The sequence below is a fragment of the Candidatus Borkfalkia ceftriaxoniphila genome, assembly GCF_004134775.1.
Classification (GTDB): domain Bacteria; phylum Bacillota; class Clostridia; order Christensenellales; family Borkfalkiaceae; genus Borkfalkia; species Borkfalkia ceftriaxoniphila.
Genome location: NZ_SDOZ01000002.1, coordinates 248,323 through 268,042 on the forward strand (window position 1 = coordinate 248,323; position 19,720 = coordinate 268,042).

The following is a 19,720-nucleotide window of genomic DNA, read 5'->3' on the forward strand; positions in this document are numbered from 1 at the left end:
AGGGCAGGGAACACAATATTATGCTCCCTGCGCCCCGGGCACCATACGCTGTTTATCCGAATCGTATCCCGATGCCGGGATCGACGTTGAAATACTCCGCGATATTGCCGTCGGTGACGGCAACGCCGTGAACGGAAACGTTTTTCATAGATACGCCTGTAATCGAACCGCCGGGAATCACGACGGAGATCAAGGATTTCGGCTTACATTCGCCGGCAAACGAAACATTTTCGAGCGAAATACTTTTGATAAACCCCGACCCGAACGCATCGTTACCCGTACGTATCTGTAAAAACTGCGCGATGACGGGAAAGCGTACCGCATCTATGCGCACGTCTTTGATCGTCACGTTCTCGATCGTATTTCCGCCCGTGGCGATGATCTGCGCAAAGCCGCCCGATTCCTGTAAACTCCATACGTTCTGATAGGTGATCACGTCGCAGTTTTCCATCGTGACGTTGCGTATATCTCCCCTGGTATCCAAACCGAGCAGGAGTACGCGCCCGCCGTCGCTCCAAAGCACGCTGTTTTTAAACGTGAGTCCGTCCGCATCTCCGTAATGGTATGCGACGAAAAGGTCGTCCGTCGTACGGATAAAGCACCCTGTCGCCACGGCGTTTTTCGACGCGCTGAAATGGATACCGTCCGCATTCGTGCAGTAGCCGAACAGGTTCACGCCGTCCACCAGCACGTTTTCGCTGTGATTGATCACCAGCATCCACATCGGAGCGTGCATGACGGTAATACCTTCCACGACGACGTCTTTGCAATATTCGAAATGAACGGAACCGTTTCTGCCCTCCGAAAGTTCATGCGTGGAAAGCAGGCCGCCGCTGTCAAGGATCCCTCTGCCGCAGAGCGTCACGTTTTCCGTATTTTCGGAAATGAACGCGCCCTTGACGACCGAACCCTTTTCGAAATAATAGGTATAACCGCTCTGCGCGCTGAAAGTTTCGCCCGCATACGCGTACCCGTAATTCGCCCCGCGCGCGCCGTCGGTCACGACCGAAAAGTCGCTCGCCGAACCCGCCGTCGCCTTGTTCAGCGAAACGTTGTTGCCATCCGCATCGTACAGCGTAAATTCCTGAATATGGACGGCGTGCACATATCTGTCGTCCCCGACGGGCGCGACGTTGTAATTTCCGTTCAGGATCAGGCGGAAATAACGCGCGCTGACGTTTAACGGAATGCCCGTAAGGTTAAAATTATTTTCAGCCGCCTCGCCCGAAGATTCGTAAACACGTTTCCACGCCTCGTTTTCTCCGGTTTTCGCCTGAATTTCGAAACATACTCCGCCGGGCAGAACAAACGATTGTCTGGGAGGCGTCAGAAGGTCGAAACTCGCGACCTGCCGTTCGGAACCGAGATCGATATCCACCCAATAGCCGCCCGGAAGCGTGTGGATACCTTTCTTGAAATAATAAGTATCTTTGCCCTCGGGCAGCATACGGGGGACTTCCTGCCCTTCTTCGACGACATATACGTTTTCCGCAGTTTGTTCTGCGGCGTATTCGTCCTCGGGGACATTCGTCATGATGTGCAGCGTTTCCGCCTCCCACTCGTCCGCAGGACGAAATACCACTTTTCTCGGGCTTTCCGCATTCTGCGTCAGCGTGAAAGTGACCGTATTTCCCTCCTGTATGCTCTTTATGTTGTAGGACGCCGGGCTGATCACGTAACCCTTTTCCGCCAACGCCCCGCCGTTATACGTGACGCGTATGCCTGCCGTACCCGTAAAATCAAAGACGGCAAGCGATGCGGTATACGGTTCACCGAAGTACACGGCTCCTCCCTGCGTTATGAGCGGATCTCCCTTCTGGTGTCCGTTTTTTACGTTATAGACCGCGATCTCCCGCCAGGATTCCCCGTCTTCAGATACCTCGACTTTATAACGATCGTTTCTGCCGAAGGCTTCGGGTGCCTCCCACGTATCGACCTCGGCATCGATGGCATCCAGCGTATCCCCCTGTCCTTTTTCCGTATCCGGCGCGCAACCTATGATTGAAAACATCAGAAAAATACTGAGAATGGTCAATATCGCCCGTTTCATCTTCCGCCCGCCTTTTTACGTTTGAGCATGACAGCCGCGGCACCGAGAGCAGCCAACGCGAAAACAGAAGATACGCCGATCACCGAGCCGCCGCAACCGCCGGACGACGTTCCTCCGACCTTCGTGTACTTTGCATAGAAAACTTTATCGCCCGTTGAGCCCATCTCTATCGCGGTGACGGCGTTTCCGCTGAAATCGGCGGCGGTGTACCAACCTTCAAAGGTATACCCTTCCTTCTCCATGTCTTCCGCGCCCGGCAACTGTACGTATTGCTGCATCGTGTACGATTTGACTAGTTTGTCGTTTTCTATCTTGGTCTCGCCGTCGTAATAGGCGATCGAATAATTCGCGATCTTATATTCGCAATATACGGTTATATTTCCGCCGATCGCCGCATCGATGCTTTCAATCACAGGATCGCTGAGATCGGGGAAGAGATGCCATCCCATAAACTGATAGCCCTTTCTTTCGATGGGCGCAAGCGCGACGCCTTCACCGTAGGTATATCCGATCGTTCCGATCTCCACCGCCCCTGAAATACAGGTGACGGTATATTCGGCTGCCTGTAATCCCGTATCCAGAGTTTTGAAAGTAAAGTCCCTGTACTTGCTGTAATACTGCTTTACCTCGGCGCCGATCGCGGGCGTGAATTCCGTCGCGATCGTATATGTATCGCCGATCTTTTCCCCGTCGATATAAACGGAAACTTTTTGTCCGTCCACGACTGCGGCAAGGGTAAAGGTATCCCCGACGACGAGAGCGTTGCTCTGCCCCAAACCGAACGCATTGGCAAATTCGTTTCCGTCCGCGGCTAAAAAGAGTCCGGGCGCATCCACGCAGTACCAGACGCCGACGGGGAATTCTCTTTCCGTCGTGCCTTTTCCGATCACGATGCCGAGCCCGCCCCAATCGGCTCTGTCTCCTATCGTAATTTCAGCGGATACGCAATAAGTTTCCACATTGCCGATATCTTTGCTCGTTGCGAGATAGGAAGCCGTATGCGCCCCCGAAGTACAGAAATCCTGCATCTTATTGTTGACGCGCGTATAATAACCGCCGCTCGTCTTGCCGAATTTCATTCCGTAATCGGAAGGATATGCCCCTACTACATTCATATTTTTATCGAATTCATAAGTATCCGCCAACCCTGCCGAATCCACGAAAAGATTGTCAGCCTGCTCAAATTCGGCAAGGGTGACTTCGGGTTCCGCTTCGAGAGTTTTAAAAACAAAATTCGTATAACGTCCGTTATAATTTTTCAACTCCGCCCCGATCTTAGGAATAAATCCGCTGTCTTCGCCGAGCGTATAGGCGGCGCCGATCTTATTTCCGTCAACGTATACGGAAATTTTCTGCCCGTCCACGACCGCAGAAAGGGTGAACGTGTCCCCGACGGCAAACGCAACGCCCGGATCGACCGAACCGTCTTCCTGTTCCGTACCGAAAAACGCCGCAAATTCATTTCCGCCCGACGCAAGCACCAACTTCGGATCATCCACGCAGTACCAGATACCGACGGGGGACTTCGCGTCGTCCGTTCCCTCGCCGATCACGATGCCGAGACCGCCCCAATCCGCTCTGCTGCCCACGGTGATATCCGCAGACACATAGTAGGCGGCTGTGCCGGCAACGCTGCGGCTCATCGGCAGATACACAGCCGTATGGGCTTGGTTTGCTCTTTCCTGCCTTTCGTTGTTCATGCAGGTGTATTCCCCTTCATTCGTTTTGCCGAATTTCATCCCCCAATCGGCGGGATACGGCCTGTTCGAAACGCTTTCTGCATCGACGGCATATGAATCCAGTAAATCGTCTGTTTCCACAAACAGATTTGCCGCAGAAGTAAAATCCCCGGGAACTTTTTCTGCCGAATCCTCTGCCGACAAATAAGACACGCCCCCTCCCATCACACCAAATGCCAAAGCGACCGCCAATAAAACAACACCTAATTTTTTCATGTTTCCTCCTCCATCTATATTTTTCGGCAATTTGCCGAATTTTTTTAAGCATAGCGACACGTGTCGCATAATGATGAAAAAGAGAGTGCGCCGAATAACTTCCTTGCACTTGTTGACATATTGCGACACGGGTCGCAATATGCTGTTATTGTACCATAAAAATTCAGTTTGTCAAGGGGGTATTCAAAAAAAGATAATAAAATTTTTGACGGCTGGACGAACAAAGCGTAGATGTAAAATAAAATTCAGACAAAATAAAAGCAGCGTTTGACACTTATTTGACATGCAAATAACCTAGACAAACCCGCTTTAAAAGAAAAAAAAGCGTCCAAAACTTACTCTTGAACGCTTTTGGTGCACCTTCACGGGCTCGAACCGGGGACCCACTGATTAAGAGTCAGTTGCTCTACCAACTGAGCTAAAGGTGCGTATGGTGATCCATCCGCGATTCGAACGCGGGACACCGTGATTAAAAGTCACGTGCTCTGCCAGCTGAGCTAATGGACCGTAATAACTTGTTTGCAAAAATGGCTGGGGTAGCAAGATTCGAACTTACGAATGCCGGAATCAAAATCCGGTGCCTTACCGCTTGGCTATACCCCAATGAAATTTTATGGGGCGGGCGAAGGGAATCGAACCCACGACCTCCAGGGCCACAATCTGGCGCTCTAACCAACTGAGCTACACCCGCCATAAAATTTGGCGCGCCTGAAGAGATTCGAACTCCTGACACATGGCTTAGAAGGCCATTGCTCTATCCAACTGAGCTACAGGCGCATACATGACGCTCTTATCTCTCTTGTGTATTTGGAGCGGGTGATGGGAATCGGACCCACGCAACCAGCTTGGAAGGCTGGAATTCTACCATTGAACTACACCCGCATCTGCACAACGCATATAGGATTATACCAAAATGCGGGTTTCTTGTCAAACATTTTTCATTCTGTTTTCAGATTTTTCCAATAATATTTTCTCACCGCCGAAACCTATCCCCGTTCGGGAATTTCGACAAGCGTCGCGACCGCTTTCGTTTTTTCGACAACGAGATAACAATAACTCTTTTTATAAGAATACCGCGTCATACAGCCGGGATTGATCAAAAGTACGCCGTTCTCTTCCCTCGTTTCAGCCTCGTGCGTATGACCGTAGAGCGCAATGTCGCACAGTTTGGTTTTCGCCGCTGCGACAAGTCTTTCCGTACCGCTTTTTACGCCGTATCTGTGCCCGTGACAGGCAAATATACGGCGTCCCTCCACGTCGATCACAACTTCGTCCGCGCCGCCGAAAAAGTCGTTGTTGCCCGCCAAAACGTACGTCTTTTCGGGATACGTGCGCATCAGTTCGCGCGCGTCGGACGCCATATCCCCGAGATGCACAATGATGTCGCATTCAGACAGGACTTGAGAAATCTGCGAAAGCGGCGCGACGTTCCGATGCGTATCGGAGATCACGACCACCGTTTTCATAAAATCCCTTCGGCCCGCATCTTTTCCGCCAAGGCGCGCAGAGCCCTGCCTCGGTGAGAAACAGCGTTTTTTTCCTCTGCGCTCGCGATCCCGAAACATTTATCGATCTCGGTGCTGAAAAACAGCGGATCGTAACCGAATCCGTTCTCACCATGTTCTTCGGGTAAAATGACGCCGAAAGTACGGCCGGACGCGGTGAGCGTGCGCCCGTCGGGAAAACAAATGGCGACCGCGCTTTCGAAATAGCCGCGGCGGTCGGTCTCGTCGGACAGTTTTTCGAGCAGCAGACGGTTGTTCGCCTTATCGTCGCCGTGCCTGCCGCAAAACCGCGCGCTGTAAATGCCGGGCGCGCCGCGCAACGCGTACATGCACAGACCGCTGTCGTCCGCAAGTGCGATACAGCCCAATTTTTCGCTGACCGCGCGCGCCTTGATGAGCGCGTTTTCCGTAAAGGTGGAACCGTTTTCCTCGATGTCCCCCAAAAAGCCCGCTTCCTGCATGGGAATCACGGTAAAGCCCTGAAAAATTTCTTGAATTTCGCGGATCTTCGCTTTGTTTCCGCTTGCTGCAACAATGGTTTCCATAAACAGTATTGTAACATTTCCCGCTCTTTTTTTCAAGCGTTTATTACCAAGAAAAAGAAGGGCGTACGCCCTTCTTTTATAAATCGGGGAAATCGACGAAAAACGTACTGCCCTTGCCCACTTCGCTGTCCACGCCGAACCCGAACCCGTGTTTCACGAGAATGGTCTTTACGATGGAGAGCCCCAGCCCCGTACCCTTGATGGGCCGTTTATGCGTTTCCGCCGAACTGTAATAGCGCTCCCAGATGGTGGAACATTCCTCGGGAGGAATGCCTTTGCCCGTATCCGTGACGGAAAAGCGGATCTTTTCGTTTTTTCTGTGGAGGGAAACGGTGATCTTTTTGTCGTCGCCCGTATAGTTGACGGCGTTGCCGATGAGATTGTACACGACCTGCTCGATCTTATCCTTGTCGGCGCGGGTGTACAGTTCGTCGTCTATGTCGCGCACGATCGTGTACCCTTGCGTTTCCGTGAGAAATTCAAAGCGTTCGAGAACGGTATGAATGAATTCCGATAAGTTGAACTCTTCCGTTTTCAGCGTGTCCATGCCCGAACGGATCTTGGACATTTTGAGGATATCATTGACGAGCGCGGTGAGCCTGTCGGTTTCGTCGATGATGACCTGCGTGTGTTTTTCGCGCTTTTCGGGGTTGTCGCCTGAGATCTCCTGTATCATCGAGGCATATGCCTTGATCATGGTGAGCGGCGTCTTTAAATCGTGCGTCACGTTGGCGAGCACTTCCTTTTGCAACTCGTCGGCGCGGCTGATCTCCTCTTTCGCGTAGTTGAGCGTTTCCGCGAGCGCGTTCATTTCCGCATAGGAATACTGCGCCTGGAAATCCACCGAATAATCGCCCGTCGCCATGCGCTTGGCGGCGCGGGAAATCTGAGAAATAGGTTTGGTAAGTTCCATCGACAACAATCCAGAAATGATCAGGGCGACAAAAATGACGATGAGCGAAATGAGCACGAGTTGCAACTGCATATTGCCCACGGTCTTATCCGCGAGAACGGTGGAATAACTGATATACAGACAGACGTCCGTCACTTCGGGCGATCCCGCCGTCATCATCGCCATTTTGGCGGCATAGACGTAGGAGGAGCCGGAAATCTGGACGATGACGCTGTCCCCATAGGGACTGTCCGCCAGTTTTTCCTTGACCTTTTCGAACTGATCGGAAGCGACGCCCGTGACCAACTGCCCGTCCTCGGAAGAAGGGTGCAGTTTTCCCCCGTCCTCCAAATTCAGGATAAAAATATCCGTGGCGCGGTTATCGTTTTCTTTGGAGAGGATATAGCCGTCGATCACCTGCGAGGACTGCGGCGACATTCTTTCCAGCGTCTGATAGATCTCTCTCCCGAAAGATTCCAACTCGTCCTTGACCTGTACGGTTAAAAACGTACGCAAAAGCGTGATCTGGAAAACCCAGGTCAAGATGAGTATGAACGCAGCAAACGCGAGAAAACTGACCCACAATATGAAATTAATGCTTTTGAAACGCCGATGTTGCCTCATGCCTCGAATTTATAACCCAGTCCCCGCAAAGTAACGATAAATTTTCTGTATTCTTTCAAATTGCTGCGCAGCATTTTGATATGCGTGTCCACCGTGCGGTCGTCGCCGTAAAAATCGAAGCCCCACACGTCGGACAACAGTTTTTCGCGCGAGAGCGCGATGCCCTTGTTTTTTACGAGATAAAACAAAAGCTCGTATTCTTTTGGCGTCAGTTCGAGTTTCTGTCCGTCCACATATACGTTGCGGCCCTTCATGTCGATCTCCAGCCCTTCGAATTTTTCGATCTCTCTCTTTTGCCCCGCCGCGCCCGCCTTGTGCCGCTTGGTGACCGCCGCGATGCGCGCCATCACCTCTTTGGGCGAAAAAGGCTTGGTCACGTAATCGTCCGCGCCCATTTCGAACCCGAACAGTTTATCGTATTCCTCCCCGCGAGCGGAGAGCATGATGACGGGGATATCCTTGTTCTTGTGAATTTCCTTGACCGCCGAAAACCCGTCGAGCATGGGCATCATCACGTCCATCAAAATAATGTCGTAATCGTTTTCCTTGCACAACTTTACCGCCTGCATCCCGTCGGACGCCTCGAAAGCCTCGTTGCCCTCGAATTCCACATATTCTTTCAAAACGTTGCGTATCATCGCCTCGTCGTCCACAATCAAAACTCGCATTTTCCTATCCTCCGTAATTTGCCTTTGCAGGCTGTCGGTTCATTATAAACGCCCAATATTATTATACAACCATAAGGCGATGAAAAACAAGTGAAAAAGTAAAATTTTTTCGGAAATCATTTGACTTTTACCTTTTGGCGTACTATAATCAAAATATAAACATTTGTTCGGGTTTTTGTGATATGATCGATATAGAAAGACTGAAAATTTTAACGGAAAGCGCCAAGTACGACGTATCGTGCTCTTCTTCGGGCTCGCGGCGGCAGAACACGAAGGACGGCATGGGCAATGCGGCGGCGTGCGGCATCTGCCATTCTTTCACGCCCGACGGGCGCTGTATCTCGCTAATGAAGATCCTTTTGAGCAACCGCTGCGCGTACAACTGCCTGTACTGTCCCAACCGCGCGGAGGCGGATGTGCCGCGCGCCTCTGCCACGCCCGACGAGATCTGCGAACTCGTCATCAGTTTTTACAAAAGAAATTATATAGAGGGACTGTTCCTCTCCTCCGCCGTGGACGGCTCGCCCGACGCGACCATGGAAAAAATGCTGGAAACGGTCGTCAAACTGCGCGAAGTCTACCATTTCAACGGCTATATCCATCTCAAAGGCATTCCCCACGCCGACCGCTTGCTCACCTCGCGCGCGGCGATGTACGCCGACCGCATGAGTTATAACGTGGAATTACCGTCGGAAAAAAGCCTGAAACTTCTGGCGCCGCAAAAGAACAAGGAGAGCGTACTTCTGCCCATGCGACAACTCGCGCTGGAAAAACGGGAGGCGAACGAAGAAAAGGGCAAGCGCCAAAAATTTCTGCCCGCGGGGCAGACGACGCAGATGATCGTGGGCGCCTCGCCCGAATCGGACGGCCAAATTTTAAAACTCAGCGAGGCGATGTACCGTAAATTCTCCTTGAAGCGCGTGTACTATTCCTCCTATATTCCCGTGGTGGCGCACTCTCTCCTGCCCGCGAAAAGCGCGGGGCTGCTCCGCGAACACAGACTGTATCAGGCGGACTGGCTCATGCGTTTTTACGGGTTCGACGCGGGCGAGATCGCGGGCGACGGCGAAAATCTGCCCGAAGAATACGATCCGAAATGCGCCTGGGCGCTCAAAAATATGCAGTTATTTCCCGTGGAAGTCAACACGGCGCCGCTGGAAATGCTGCTGCGCGTGCCTGGCATCGGCAATATCGGCGCCTATAAGATCATGAAAGCGCGCAAATACAATGCTCTGGATTTCGAGATGCTCGCCAAAATGCGCATCGTTTTGAAACGCGCAAGGCATTTTATCACCTGCAAGGGCAAGTTTTACGGCAGCGAAAATATTTCCAACGTGCGTACCATGCTCATGCTCGAAGAAAAGAGCGAGAAATACGAGCAATTGTCCATGTTTTCCACGCCCGAACTAACTTTAAGCGCGCTGACGGGGCAATTATGAACATTTATCTCGTAGACGGTTCCCCGCAATGTTTTTATACCGCGGTTTTTTCTGCCTATGCGGACGAAAACTGCACCGTCACCTCGCAGAAAAACGTACAACTCGCTTTCGACAGCAACGTCGTCGAAGTGCGGACGGACGAGGAAAAAGCGGAACGGGTACTGAAAAAACTGCGCCGGTTCGACAAACACGCCGAAGAGGAACTGGATCTGATTCTTCGGCGGGGAGACGCGCGGAAAGAGCAGATCGCGCTCGAATATCTTAGGCGCATCGTGCGCCTCAAAGCGCCCGCGCGCGACCGCTTATCCGAGCCCGCCGTCATTGCCGCCATGGAATCGGTGCGAAAGGTGCGCGGCGAGATCCACCTGATGTCGGGGTTCCTACGCTTTATGGAGGGAAAAAACGGCGTCTTTTACGCCCCCTTCGAATCGGACAACGATATTTTGGAGTTGCTCGTCCCCCACTTTACCGCGCGCTTGAAAAACCAGCCGTTTATCATTCACGATACCAAACGGAATCTCGCCGCGCTTTATAATCAAAAAGACTGCGTTCTCGTACGGACGGACGACGAAGTCAGCGTTGAGTTATCCGATTATGAGGAAGCTTTTCAGGCGCTCTGGATCCAATATTACGAATCGGTGAACATTGCCGAACGCCCGCACGAAAAACAGATGAAGGGATATATGCCCGTGCGATATTGGAAATATATGCCCGAAAAAACAAAAAAGCGGTAATTCTACCGCTTTTCTTTCAGCAATTCACGAGTTCGTCGAGCATACGTTTCAATGTTTCCAAATGCAGTTGTTCGTCCAGAATGATGCGGGAGATCACCGCGCCCGCCTGCTCGTTTTTCAGTTTGCAGAGCATCCTCTCGTAATCGCGGATCGCCTCGCGCTCCCCGTTGATGTCGTCCATGATCATGCGCTGCGGCGTGCAGGAATAACTGACGTTGCGCGTCGAATAAAAATCGCAAAAGCACGGCGGACACGCGCTGTAAACCGGGCTCACGCCCATCGCGCAGAACATTTCCGCCAGCATATCCAAATGATGCATTTCCGTGATCGCGATATCCCGCAATATACGTGCGAATTTTTTGTTTCCCGCACAGTCGAAATGCACCGCATGATAAATATATTGTAAAATCGCCGTCATCTCGCTCGCGCCGCCCGCATAGGCGGGGGAAATGATGCGCACGCTGCACTCGTCGCGCATAAAATCCGTCGTGCTCGGATAAGGCAGATCCACTTGTAAACCTGACACCTGTAACCTCCCGAATCGCTTTTTATCAGTATATGCGACAAGAGACGGAGGGTGTGAAATTATTCGCCGATGACGCTCCGTTCGCGGAGATAATCTTCCAGGATCTCGGCGGCGTCGTAGCAAAGATCCGCGCACGGACGCTTTTTATAGTAGCCTTCCGTCCTCGCTTCGGCTACGGGCGTGGAATCGGTATGGACGCCCGACAAAAGTTCGCGGCAGATGATACTGCCGTTTTTCTCTTTAAAGCGCCGCGCCAGTTCCTGCACGATCGCGTACTGATTGCTCTTTTCTTTCGCCGCGGGCGCGCCCGCATCGTAAAAGATCATGCCCGCCGCCATAAAGATGCCGCTCACGGTACCGCACACTTCGCGCATGCGGCCCATGCCGCCGCCGAACGATGAGGAAATTTTCAGCGCCGTTTCTTCGTCGAGATGCGCAAGGTCGGCAAACGCCAACAAAACCGCCTGCGAACAATTGTACCCTTTCATGAAGTTGGACTTTGCCAAGTCAGCTCTGCTCATTTTCAAAAACTCCTTGATTTTTATGCGATTTATGATATAATACAGATATGGTAGATATTTTTTATACGTTTGAACAAACGGACACGGAACAATTTATCAAGCAAATTCTTCACAAGTATTATAATATACCAAATGCGGAAATTTGTAAATCGATTAACGGCAAGCCCTACATAAAAGGCGACAAAGTTTTCTTCAACGCCACGCACAGCAAGGGGCTTTTGGCGCTCGCCGTAGGAAAACGTCAGGTCGGCCTGGACTGCGAATGTCTGGACGGCAAGGCGCGCCCTGCCGTACTTTCCAAATTTTCCGAGCGGGAAAAGCGCGAGATCCATTGCACGGGCGATTTTTACGAGCACTGGACCGCGCGCGAGGCGTATATCAAATATCTCGGCTTAACGCTCGCCTCCGATTGGCGGCGCGTGGAATACTGCAAAGGAAAGATCCACTATTGCGGCAATTTGCAGGAACTTCCCGTTCTCTGCTTTAAGATCGGGAACTACACGCTCGCCGTCTGCGGTCATTATTCCAAATTAAATATCCGAAAAATATAATTTCGTTCTCCCCCCTGTTTCAGCCCGGAAATTTCTCTGACGGCGATTCATCCGCGCGCACATATGACAAACTGCCCATTATAAATAATTTTCTTGAATGCGCCCTTAAAAACCGTTGACAAAAACTGTAAAACACTATAAAATAATATGGTAGTTTTGCAGAGATGGCTGAGCGGCCTAAGGCGCACGACTGGAAATCGTGTGTACCTCGTAAGGGTACCGAGGGTTCAAATCCCTCTCTCTGCGCCAACAAGAACCTAAGTCGGATCTCGGCTTAGGTTCTTTTCATTTTCCAATGTGATGACAATATTTCACATTATCGCGCATTAACTTGTCATCGTGATTATCCGATTTATCCTTTTTACTGATGCTGTTAACAAATTCGTCACCTTGATTTTTTATCGTATCAAATTGCATTCCAAGTTTTTATATCGTAATTTTTATATAATTGCCCTTAAATCAACACATTATCCCTTCTTTGTCGTTCAAAATCAGGCAACGACGTGTTACAATGTTACCGTAATCAAAAGGAGGTAAAAATCTTGAACACAGACAAAATTTATGCGGAATCCATCGCAAACGAGTATGCGGCGAAGGCAACTTCTAAGGTACTGTCGCTGAAAAAACTGGACGCCAAGGCGAAGCGCCCCTCAAAAATATTTTCCTATACTTTCGGCATCGTTTCGGCACTAATTTTGGGCATCGGCATGTGCCTTTCGATGCAGGTCATCGGAAGCGGCTCGGTCGCGATGACGGCGTTCGGCATCGTACTCGGCTTAGTCGGCATTGCAGGGGCTTCCGTAAATTATCCGCTGTACAAAAAAATATTGGAAAAAGGAAAACAAAAATACGCAGCCGACGTAATCGCACTGGCAAAAGAAATCAGCGAAGACTGACGTGCTCGTCAAAGGAGAAGGTATGAACAAGGCGGAGAGCAAATATTTCAATACCGCAAATCTGATGGACGAAGCATTGATGCGCCTTCTTGAACACAAAGACTACGAGTATATCACCGTAAAAGAGGTCTGCAAAAAGGCGGGCGTGAATCGTTCTACGTTTTATTTGCATTACGAAAAGATGGATGACCTGCTTGCCGAAAGTTTAGAGCGTCTGAATCAAACATTTCTTTCGTATTTCGAAGGGCAAACTCCCGAGATCATATCAAAAATCGATGAAAGCCCGCTTTCCGAACTGATTTTTCTGACAAACGATTATCTTCTCCCCTATTTAAATTTTGTTTTCGAAAACAAACACGTGATGCGCGCGGCATTCCGCCAGCCGTACGCGCTGAATGCAGGCAGTACGGTCAAAAAAATGTACCGCCATGTATTCGAGCCGATCATGAAGCGCTTTGCGGTCCCAAAAGAAGAACGACCTTTTTATGCTGCCTACTATGTTAACGGCATCGCGGCGGTTCTGCGCGAATGGGTCAAAACCGATTGCGAAATGCCCGCAGAACAGGTTGCCAACCTCATCGTACGGCTCTCTCTGCATGATAGCAAAATTAAATAATTTTAAAAAGCGGTGCGGCGTAAATACGCCGCACCGCTTTTTTATGAAAGAACTATATACTGAACATCCAACAGTTTGGCTACTTTTTCGAAAAGAGCCGCGTTTTTGCCGACGGACATCGCGAAATGATGCGTGGGCGCTTCGGCAAACCAGGTTTCCATGTACGTATCGGGATCCGTCGGAAAGCGTACGGGCGTCTGCGTATTTCCGATCGTCATGATCTTCCCGTCCGTAGAAACGCCTTCGCTGATGATGAGTTTTAATTTCCCGTCACCCGTCTGCGTCAGTCCCAGATTCGTCACGTCGCCGCGGCGCACCTTCGCCTCTACGGAAATACCCGCGCCGCGTTTTCCGTGATACAACCCCATTTCGCGCAAAATGGGTTTCCCTTCCGCGATCTGTATATGGAATGGTCCGTCGTGCCCCAACAGGATCGTGCCGTCATCGTAATCGGTCGTAACGATCTCGCAAAAACTGCCGCCGACGCCGAGCGTGTCGCAGATCTTCATGGCGATCGCCGTCTTTAAATCTCCTTCGCCCGCGCACGGCACGCCCGCGGCAGTCAACAGGGAAAAACCTACGATAAAGCCCTTTTGCAGCGTTTCGTATTCCGTTCCTTCCGCGCCGTGGTAATAATACACGAGCGCACCCAAATTGAATTTCTTTACCAGTTTTTCCTGTGCAGCCGCCACTTTCGCAGACCATTCGAGTTGTTCCGCGGAAGGCTTTCGCGCCAACGGCTCGGAGGGAGAATCTCCCGTAATGCGGAAAAAATCTCGAATCTTGTCCGTCATTCCGCGCACGTCGCCGTCGGTCACCGTATCGTAACAACTTTTCAGATCGCACATTTCCAGCACTTCCACGTGCAATCCCAATTGCCCCGTCAGCATGGTGAAATCGCTGTACATATCCAGCATTCCCGAATAAGTGTTCCCCAAAAAGCCGAAACGCGTATTTTGTAAAGTGCGGACCGCGCCGGCCGCAGCGATCCACTGCCCGATCTCCTTCCATGCGCGGATCGCTTCGGGCGAATTTTCCGTATTCTCGTCCGTCAAAGAAATTTTCGGCGTTTCAGGCAGCCCCAATAATCCGCTGATCACCTCATATTGCAGGCCGCAGCGGTTGAACGCGTTGCAGATCTCGGGCACGACGCAGGCGTTGCAATGCGCCAGCCACTCGCCCGTCGTTGTAGTTTCATACGCGACGTGACGGCACGGCTGCAAATTCAATAGAATCGTCTTTGCCTTGCAAATCTTATGCACGGGCACGATGGCAGCGCTCGTTGCGTAGGTCGCGCAATGCAGAAAGATGATATCCACGTTTTGGGCGTTGAAATATTCGCCGCAGGCGCGCGCCTTCGCTTCGCTGTCGACGACACCGAAATTATAAACTTCCGCGCCCATCTTACTCATCTTTTCCGCGATGAATTTGTTATAGAATTGCACCCGCTCGAAAAAGCCCGCAAACTGACTCCAGTAAGTTTCCAATCCCACCGAATATATACCGACTCTTGCTTTCATAAAGCCCTCCCTGTTCGATCGTTTTGAACGTATTATAGCACGATCGCGGCATGATTTCAAGGCGGGAATTTGATTAAAAATATAGTTTTATTGACAACTAATTTTTTCTTTGCTATAATTCGATTATGAATCAGATCCTCGAAAATTTGAATTGCAGTTGGACCGAAGAATCGGAGCGACTGTTTGTAACGCCCTCGAACGAATTGAAAAATTTTCTTTTCTACGTGCAGGAAACGGGAAAATTCTCCACGTTTCAGCCGTATTTTACCGAAAGAGAGGGACTGCACTCCTTTTTGATACTCTTGACTTTATCGGGCGAAGGCGCGCTGGAATACCAGAATCGTCGGTATTGCTTAAAGAAAGGCGACGTATTTTTCATCGACTGTAAACCGCGGCATAAATATTTTGCGCAGTCGAAAGAAAACTGGGATTTTTTATGGGTGCATTTTTACGGCGCCGACGCGCGTGGATTTTTCAATTACTTCTCCGCGCAAAATGAGGGCGTCGCCACAAAAATCCGTTCCGAAGAATGCGTAAATATCATGACGCGGCTCAACGAAATCAACCGCCGCCCCTCGCCCCAGAGCGACATATTATCTTTCCGGCTGTTGTCCGAACTGCTTTCGGAATTGCTGCTTTCGGGAACGCCTGCTGCCTTTTCGCCCAATACGGTTCCCGAACATATGCTGAAACTGCGCGGCGAGATCGATCGGCGGTTCTGCCAAACGATTTCGCTGGAACGGCTTGCAAAATCGTTCGGACGGAATAAATATGCGCTATGCCGCGATTTTAAAAAATATTTCGGCATCGGATTTAAAGAATACGTTACCACCAAACGGATCTCCTACGCAAAAGAAATTTTGCGATTTTCGGATCGGTCGGTTTCGGAAATTTCCGAAATGCTCGGCTACGAAAACACCGAATATTTTATCGCGCTTTTCAAAAGATACGAACACACGACTCCCCTTGCATTTCGGAAAAAATGGCAAAATCTCAGAGCGTAAATGTTGCGCGCAAGGCCGTCAGGAGCGCACGGTCACTTCCAGCAAAACCGCTTGATTGCGTTTGGGCAGGGTCACGAAAATCCCGTCTCCGCTCTTTTCCGTAATGCGATCGCGGCAGGGGTACAGTTCGCGCACGGCGGTGATTTTGCCGAGCGGCACGAATACGCGAGACTCCTGCCCTTCGCGCCGCCATACGGCGAGAAGGACCGTTTTTCCCCTTTTCAGACCGTGGGCGACAAAGGAATTTCTGTCGGTAAGCCGCGCGCAGCCGAGCGGGTAGATCGGCGAAGCATTGTCCACGAACGGCCGCCATTCCTTCAACAGCGCCACGCCGCGGCGTATGAGTTGAAAATTTTCCTCGTCCGCGACGTCGATCTTGCCCGACAGGAGCATATTGCCCATCATGCCGTTTATCATATTGAAAATCGTTTCTTCGCCGTCGCTCCTTTCCGAGATATACGCAGGCGTGAGATATTCGTCCCCGTTCATTTCCCAGAATACGCGCGGATAGGGATACGCCCACACCGAGATCTGCTCGGGCAGAAGACACAGTTCGGCGCCGTTGATAATAGAGGGCATCTTGTCGTATTCCTCGCAGTCGGAAATGCTCTGCGTATCGAAATTTTCCATCATGTGCCCGTCCGCACGCATGGCGCCCGACGCGCAGTTTTCCAAAATCAGATCGGGAAATTCTTTGCGCACGGCGCGGTAAAACGACTGCACCGCGCGGCAGTGCTGTTCCAACCCCGCGTATGGCGACGCGCCCTTCCAGTCTACGCCGCAGCCGGGATGTCCGTTGTAGTCGTTCTTGATATAGCGGATACCCATTGCATAAATGCGGCGGAGGCGACCCATGAGATATTCCCGCACTTGTTTATTGGCAAAATTGAAATAATATCTTCCGCAGCGGAAAATGCGCTCGCCCTCGTTGGTGAGAAAGTACGATTTGGGGAAATTTGCGGCGTCGGACAACGGACTGCACACTTCCAACTCCGTCCAAAGCCCCGCGATCATGCCGCGGTTTCGTATCTCCTCTATCATCTCGGCGAAGGTGCGCGAGCCGAACCGCTCGTCGCAGGGGATCCAGTCGCCCAGATGCGTGCTTCCGTTCACGTCGGCGGCGCGGTACCAACCGTCGTCAAAACAATACCCTTCCGCGCCCGCGGCTTGGGCGGCGCCGAGGAGGGACAGGCAATTATCTTCGCGCAGGTTGCACCAAAGGCTGTTCATATAATCGTTGAACATGAGCGGCGCGCGTGGATGTTTTTTCAGATAACGGCGTCGGTAAGCATTGAGATTTTCGATCGCGCCCTCCAAAGACGGCGCGCAGGTGATCAGCGTTTCGGCGCAGGTATAACTTTTTCGGGGCGCGAGATACAGCCGAAAGCCGTGCTTTTCGCTGCTGCCCGCGCCGCAGGCTATTTTATAGGCGCTGCCCTCGACGCGTTCCGCGTCCGTGAGACCGATCTCCATGCAGTACGGCCCCTCGGGGAGATGCTGTACCGCCCAGACGCAGCCCGTCTTTATATCGCGGAAAAATACGAGCGGGGAATATTTTCGCGTGGTGTACGAGGCGGGGGAACAAATTTCGCCCGTACAGCGGGTATTGTGACCCGTCGCGCGGAACAGTCCGAGCGTTTCGGGACTTTCCCAATGCAACTGACCTTCGCCGCCCCACTCGCCGCGCACGACGCCGATCTCCGCGCGCGTAAGATAATTGTCGGATATGCAGTCGGTCGCAATGCCGCCGAATTGATTATACAACTGTTTTAAACAGAGTTTCCCGCCGCTGCGATTGGTGAGGGTCACCTTTTGCGAAAGTACGCCGCGATAGATCTTCTGCAATACTTTCACTTCCGCCCGTTCGTCCTGCGACGTATAGACGGAAATCTTTTCGGAACTCTCCCTCAGGGAAAAATTTTCTCCCGCGCCGTAGATCTCCTCGCCGCGCTCGTTGATCGCGTAATCGATTGCGAACGGCTGTTCCCGACAGTATGCGGGCAACGGCGCGTGATCCGGCTTTGTGCCTATGTATACGAACCGCCCCTCTTCGTCCTTTTCCGCAAACAGCGAGCCGCTCTTCAGATACTGCATATGAAATTTCTCCTCGAATGAAATCTTACAAATTTTAACATACAAGCGACGGCCTGTCAAGCGGCGTTTAAAAATTAAAAAGAGTTGAACCGCGGTTCAACTCTTTTTGCCTTTATTCTTCGAGGACGACGTTCACGTTTTTTACGTTCGTTTTATTCGTGACGACGAGCAGGCACCGCTGCGCGGGAACGGAGGCGTCGCCCGACCCGACGTCTTTATGTTCGGGTTTGATGTAGAGATACAGCGTGTTTCCCATTTCGTCCATTTTATTGATCTTATAACTGCGCCCCATATATTGACTGGTATAAAAGTACAGGATCATCTTTTCTTTGGAAAAATCGACGTCTACGGGCAGATCCGAAAAGTACTCGTCGCTTTTTTCCCGACTGTCGATCAGACGGCAGATCTCTTTCGGCAAGTCGGAGTCTTCCGCGTCGGGCGCTTTCGTCATGTTGCTCTCCAACACGTCTTTTTTGATCCATTTTTGCGCGTTGTCGTAAATTTTGGAAGTATAGCCGCCGCATGCAGCCAAAGTAAACAGCAGGACGGCGACTGCCGCCAGGCAAAAGATTTTAGATTTTTTCATGTCGCATCTCCCTTTTGCTTTATTTTAACACAATCTTGCGGCGCTTTCAACCGTTTTGGAGAATATATCGGAATTTTTAATCGTTTACAGCGCTTTGTTCTTTTTGGGCGGAGTTTTTTTGACAGGCGCCGCTTTTTTCGCCGCGGGCTTTTTCACCGCAAGGAGGCTCTTTTGCAATGCGTCCATCAGGTCGATGACTTTGCCCTCGCTTCTTTCCCTGGGCGAGTTGATCTCCTTGCCCGAAATTTTCTGTTCGATGGCGGCGAGCACCTTTTCGCGGTATTCGTCCTTATATTTTTCGGGCTCGAACTTGCCCGTCATGCTCTCGATGATGGTCTTCGCCATCCTGATCTCCGCCTCGCTCGCCTCGTTTTTGATCTCTTTCGCGGGGTTTTTCGTCACTTCCTCCGCAAAAAACAGCGTATTCAGGAGCATCTGCCCGTCTTTGGCGCGGATCGCGATGAGCGTTTCTTTCGTGCCCAAAACAGTCTTGGCGACGGCGGCCTTTCCTTCCTCTTCCATGGCGGATAAAAGCACGGCAAACGCCTTTTCCGCGCCCGTGGGCGCAACGTAGTAGGGTTTGTCGAAATACAGCGGGTCTATTTCGGCAAGGTTTACGAACTGCTCGATGGTGATGTTTTTGTCCTTTTTCGATTTCAGTTTTTCGAAATCTTTTTCGTCGAAGAGCACGTATTTACCTTCTTCGTACTCGTAGCCCTTGACAATATCTTCCTGTCTGACTTCGCGCCCGTCGCAGTCGGCGCAGGTCTTTTTGTATTTCACGCGCGACATGGTCTTTTTGTCGATCATGTTGAAACCTATATCGTTGTTTTTGATGGTGCTGTGCAAGGTAACGGGAATATACACCAACCCGAAACTGATGCTCCCCTTATAAGAATAAGCCATACTTTTCCTCCCGAAAATAGTATGACTTATTTTTCCGATTCTATTTATTTTCCGCAGAGAGCGCGAGCGAATTTTGATCGAGCGTAGC

18 protein-coding genes and 7 tRNA genes are annotated in these 19,720 nt (G+C 51.1%); 7 read left to right on the forward strand and 18 right to left on the reverse strand.

From position 1 onward, the window contains the following. Window positions 1-52: 52 nt before the first annotated feature. The 12 genes from ESZ91_RS01280 to ESZ91_RS01335 form a co-directional block, all read right to left on the reverse strand. The gene (locus ESZ91_RS01280) at window positions 53-2,050 is read right to left on the reverse strand and encodes a glycosyl hydrolase family 28 protein (RefSeq protein ID WP_129223330.1); all 1,998 of its coding nucleotides are present in this window, start codon (window positions 2,048-2,050) and stop codon (window positions 53-55) included. Continuing rightward, window positions 2,047-4,005: an InlB B-repeat-containing protein gene (locus ESZ91_RS01285; protein WP_161970996.1), complete on the reverse strand. Its 1,959-nt coding sequence runs from the start codon at window positions 4,003-4,005 to the stop codon at window positions 2,047-2,049. The genes ESZ91_RS01280 and ESZ91_RS01285 overlap by 4 nt, the downstream gene beginning before the upstream one ends. Before the next feature lie 352 nt (window positions 4,006-4,357). Then, window positions 4,358-4,433: transfer RNA gene (locus ESZ91_RS01290), tRNA-Lys, on the reverse strand. A gap of 3 nt (window positions 4,434-4,436) precedes the next feature. Continuing rightward, window positions 4,437-4,512 (reverse strand) — tRNA-Lys (locus ESZ91_RS01295). A 21-nt stretch (window positions 4,513-4,533) separates the two neighbouring features. Then, window positions 4,534-4,608 (reverse strand) — tRNA-Gln (locus ESZ91_RS01300). A gap of 11 nt (window positions 4,609-4,619) precedes the next feature. After that, window positions 4,620-4,696: transfer RNA gene (locus ESZ91_RS01305), tRNA-His, on the reverse strand. Between the two features lie 9 nt (window positions 4,697-4,705). Continuing rightward, window positions 4,706-4,782 (reverse strand) — tRNA-Arg (locus tag ESZ91_RS01310). A 31-nt stretch (window positions 4,783-4,813) separates the two neighbouring features. After that, window positions 4,814-4,887, reverse strand: a tRNA-Gly gene (locus tag ESZ91_RS01315). Between the two features lie 104 nt (window positions 4,888-4,991). Further along, entirely contained in the window at window positions 4,992-5,471 is a 480-nt protein-coding gene (locus ESZ91_RS01320; protein ID WP_161970997.1) for a YfcE family phosphodiesterase, read from the reverse strand. After that, window positions 5,468-6,055 (reverse strand): RdgB/HAM1 family non-canonical purine NTP pyrophosphatase, encoded by a 588-nt coding sequence (rdgB, locus tag ESZ91_RS01325; RefSeq protein ID WP_129223336.1) that lies wholly within the window; start codon window positions 6,053-6,055, stop codon window positions 5,468-5,470. The genes ESZ91_RS01320 and rdgB overlap by 4 nt, the downstream gene beginning before the upstream one ends. A 76-nt stretch (window positions 6,056-6,131) precedes the next feature. Then, window positions 6,132-7,571, reverse strand: coding sequence for a sensor histidine kinase (locus ESZ91_RS01330; protein ID WP_129223339.1), 1,440 nt, complete (start codon window positions 7,569-7,571; stop codon window positions 6,132-6,134). Then, on the reverse strand, window positions 7,568-8,239 hold the full coding sequence (locus ESZ91_RS01335) for a response regulator transcription factor (RefSeq protein ID WP_129223341.1): 672 nt from the start codon (window positions 8,237-8,239) through the stop codon (window positions 7,568-7,570). Before ESZ91_RS01335 ends, ESZ91_RS01330 begins: the two co-directional genes overlap by 4 nt. 182 nt (window positions 8,240-8,421) lie before the next feature. On the opposite strand from ESZ91_RS01335, the gene ESZ91_RS01340 reads away from it, so the two are divergent. Next, complete coding sequence (locus ESZ91_RS01340) at window positions 8,422-9,678, forward strand: putative DNA modification/repair radical SAM protein (protein ID WP_129223343.1); 1,257 nt, start codon at window positions 8,422-8,424, stop codon at window positions 9,676-9,678. Then, entirely contained in the window at window positions 9,675-10,412 is a 738-nt protein-coding gene (locus ESZ91_RS01345; protein WP_129223345.1) for a TIGR03915 family putative DNA repair protein, read from the forward strand. Before ESZ91_RS01340 ends, ESZ91_RS01345 begins: the two co-directional genes overlap by 4 nt. A 16-nt stretch (window positions 10,413-10,428) precedes the next feature. On the opposite strand, the gene ESZ91_RS01350 is transcribed toward ESZ91_RS01345, so the two are convergent. Next, window positions 10,429-10,938, reverse strand: a complete 510-nt coding sequence (locus ESZ91_RS01350) for a ferritin-like domain-containing protein (protein ID WP_129223347.1) — start codon at window positions 10,936-10,938, stop codon at window positions 10,429-10,431. A gap of 59 nt (window positions 10,939-10,997) precedes the next feature. Next, the gene (locus ESZ91_RS01355; protein WP_129223349.1) at window positions 10,998-11,459 is read right to left on the reverse strand and encodes a C-GCAxxG-C-C family protein; all 462 of its coding nucleotides are present in this window, start codon (window positions 11,457-11,459) and stop codon (window positions 10,998-11,000) included. 47 nt (window positions 11,460-11,506) lie between these two features. Between ESZ91_RS01355 and ESZ91_RS01360 the strand changes: the two genes are divergently transcribed. From ESZ91_RS01360 to ESZ91_RS01375, 4 genes are all read left to right on the forward strand, one after another. Continuing rightward, window positions 11,507-12,010, forward strand: coding sequence for a 4'-phosphopantetheinyl transferase family protein (locus ESZ91_RS01360; RefSeq protein ID WP_129223351.1), 504 nt, complete (start codon window positions 11,507-11,509; stop codon window positions 12,008-12,010). A gap of 158 nt (window positions 12,011-12,168) precedes the next feature. Beyond that, window positions 12,169-12,259, forward strand: a tRNA-Ser gene (locus tag ESZ91_RS01365). Between the two features lie 293 nt (window positions 12,260-12,552). Beyond that, window positions 12,553-12,906, forward strand: coding sequence for a dihydropteridine reductase (locus ESZ91_RS01370; protein ID WP_129223353.1), 354 nt, complete (start codon window positions 12,553-12,555; stop codon window positions 12,904-12,906). A 22-nt stretch (window positions 12,907-12,928) separates the two neighbouring features. Next, window positions 12,929-13,522, forward strand: coding sequence for a TetR/AcrR family transcriptional regulator (locus ESZ91_RS01375; protein ID WP_129223355.1), 594 nt, complete (start codon window positions 12,929-12,931; stop codon window positions 13,520-13,522). A gap of 41 nt (window positions 13,523-13,563) precedes the next feature. Here the strand turns inward: ESZ91_RS01375 and ESZ91_RS01380 are convergent, their stop codons facing one another. Beyond that, window positions 13,564-15,042 carry an L-fucose/L-arabinose isomerase family protein gene (locus tag ESZ91_RS01380; protein WP_129223357.1) on the reverse strand — a complete coding sequence of 493 codons (1,479 nt, stop codon included), beginning with the start codon at window positions 15,040-15,042 and terminating at the stop codon, window positions 13,564-13,566. 125 nt (window positions 15,043-15,167) lie between these two features. On the opposite strand from ESZ91_RS01380, the gene ESZ91_RS01385 reads away from it, so the two are divergent. Next, window positions 15,168-16,046, forward strand: a complete 879-nt coding sequence (locus tag ESZ91_RS01385) for an AraC family transcriptional regulator (protein WP_129223359.1) — start codon at window positions 15,168-15,170, stop codon at window positions 16,044-16,046. Between the two features lie 18 nt (window positions 16,047-16,064). Here ESZ91_RS01385 and ESZ91_RS01390 read toward each other — a convergent pair whose 3' ends face one another. The 3 genes from ESZ91_RS01390 to ku all read right to left on the reverse strand — a co-directional run bounded on the left by ESZ91_RS01390 (window position 16,065) and on the right by ku (window position 19,632). Continuing rightward, window positions 16,065-18,140, reverse strand: a complete 2,076-nt coding sequence (locus ESZ91_RS01390) for a glycoside hydrolase family 36 protein (RefSeq protein ID WP_129223361.1) — start codon at window positions 18,138-18,140, stop codon at window positions 16,065-16,067. Window positions 18,141-18,252: 112 nt separating this feature from the next. After that, complete coding sequence (locus ESZ91_RS01395) at window positions 18,253-18,726, reverse strand: hypothetical protein (protein WP_129223363.1); 474 nt, start codon at window positions 18,724-18,726, stop codon at window positions 18,253-18,255. An 84-nt stretch (window positions 18,727-18,810) separates the two neighbouring features. Next, complete coding sequence (ku, locus tag ESZ91_RS01400; RefSeq protein WP_129223365.1) at window positions 18,811-19,632, reverse strand: non-homologous end joining protein Ku; 822 nt, start codon at window positions 19,630-19,632, stop codon at window positions 18,811-18,813. Window positions 19,633-19,720: the final 88 nt, after the last annotated feature.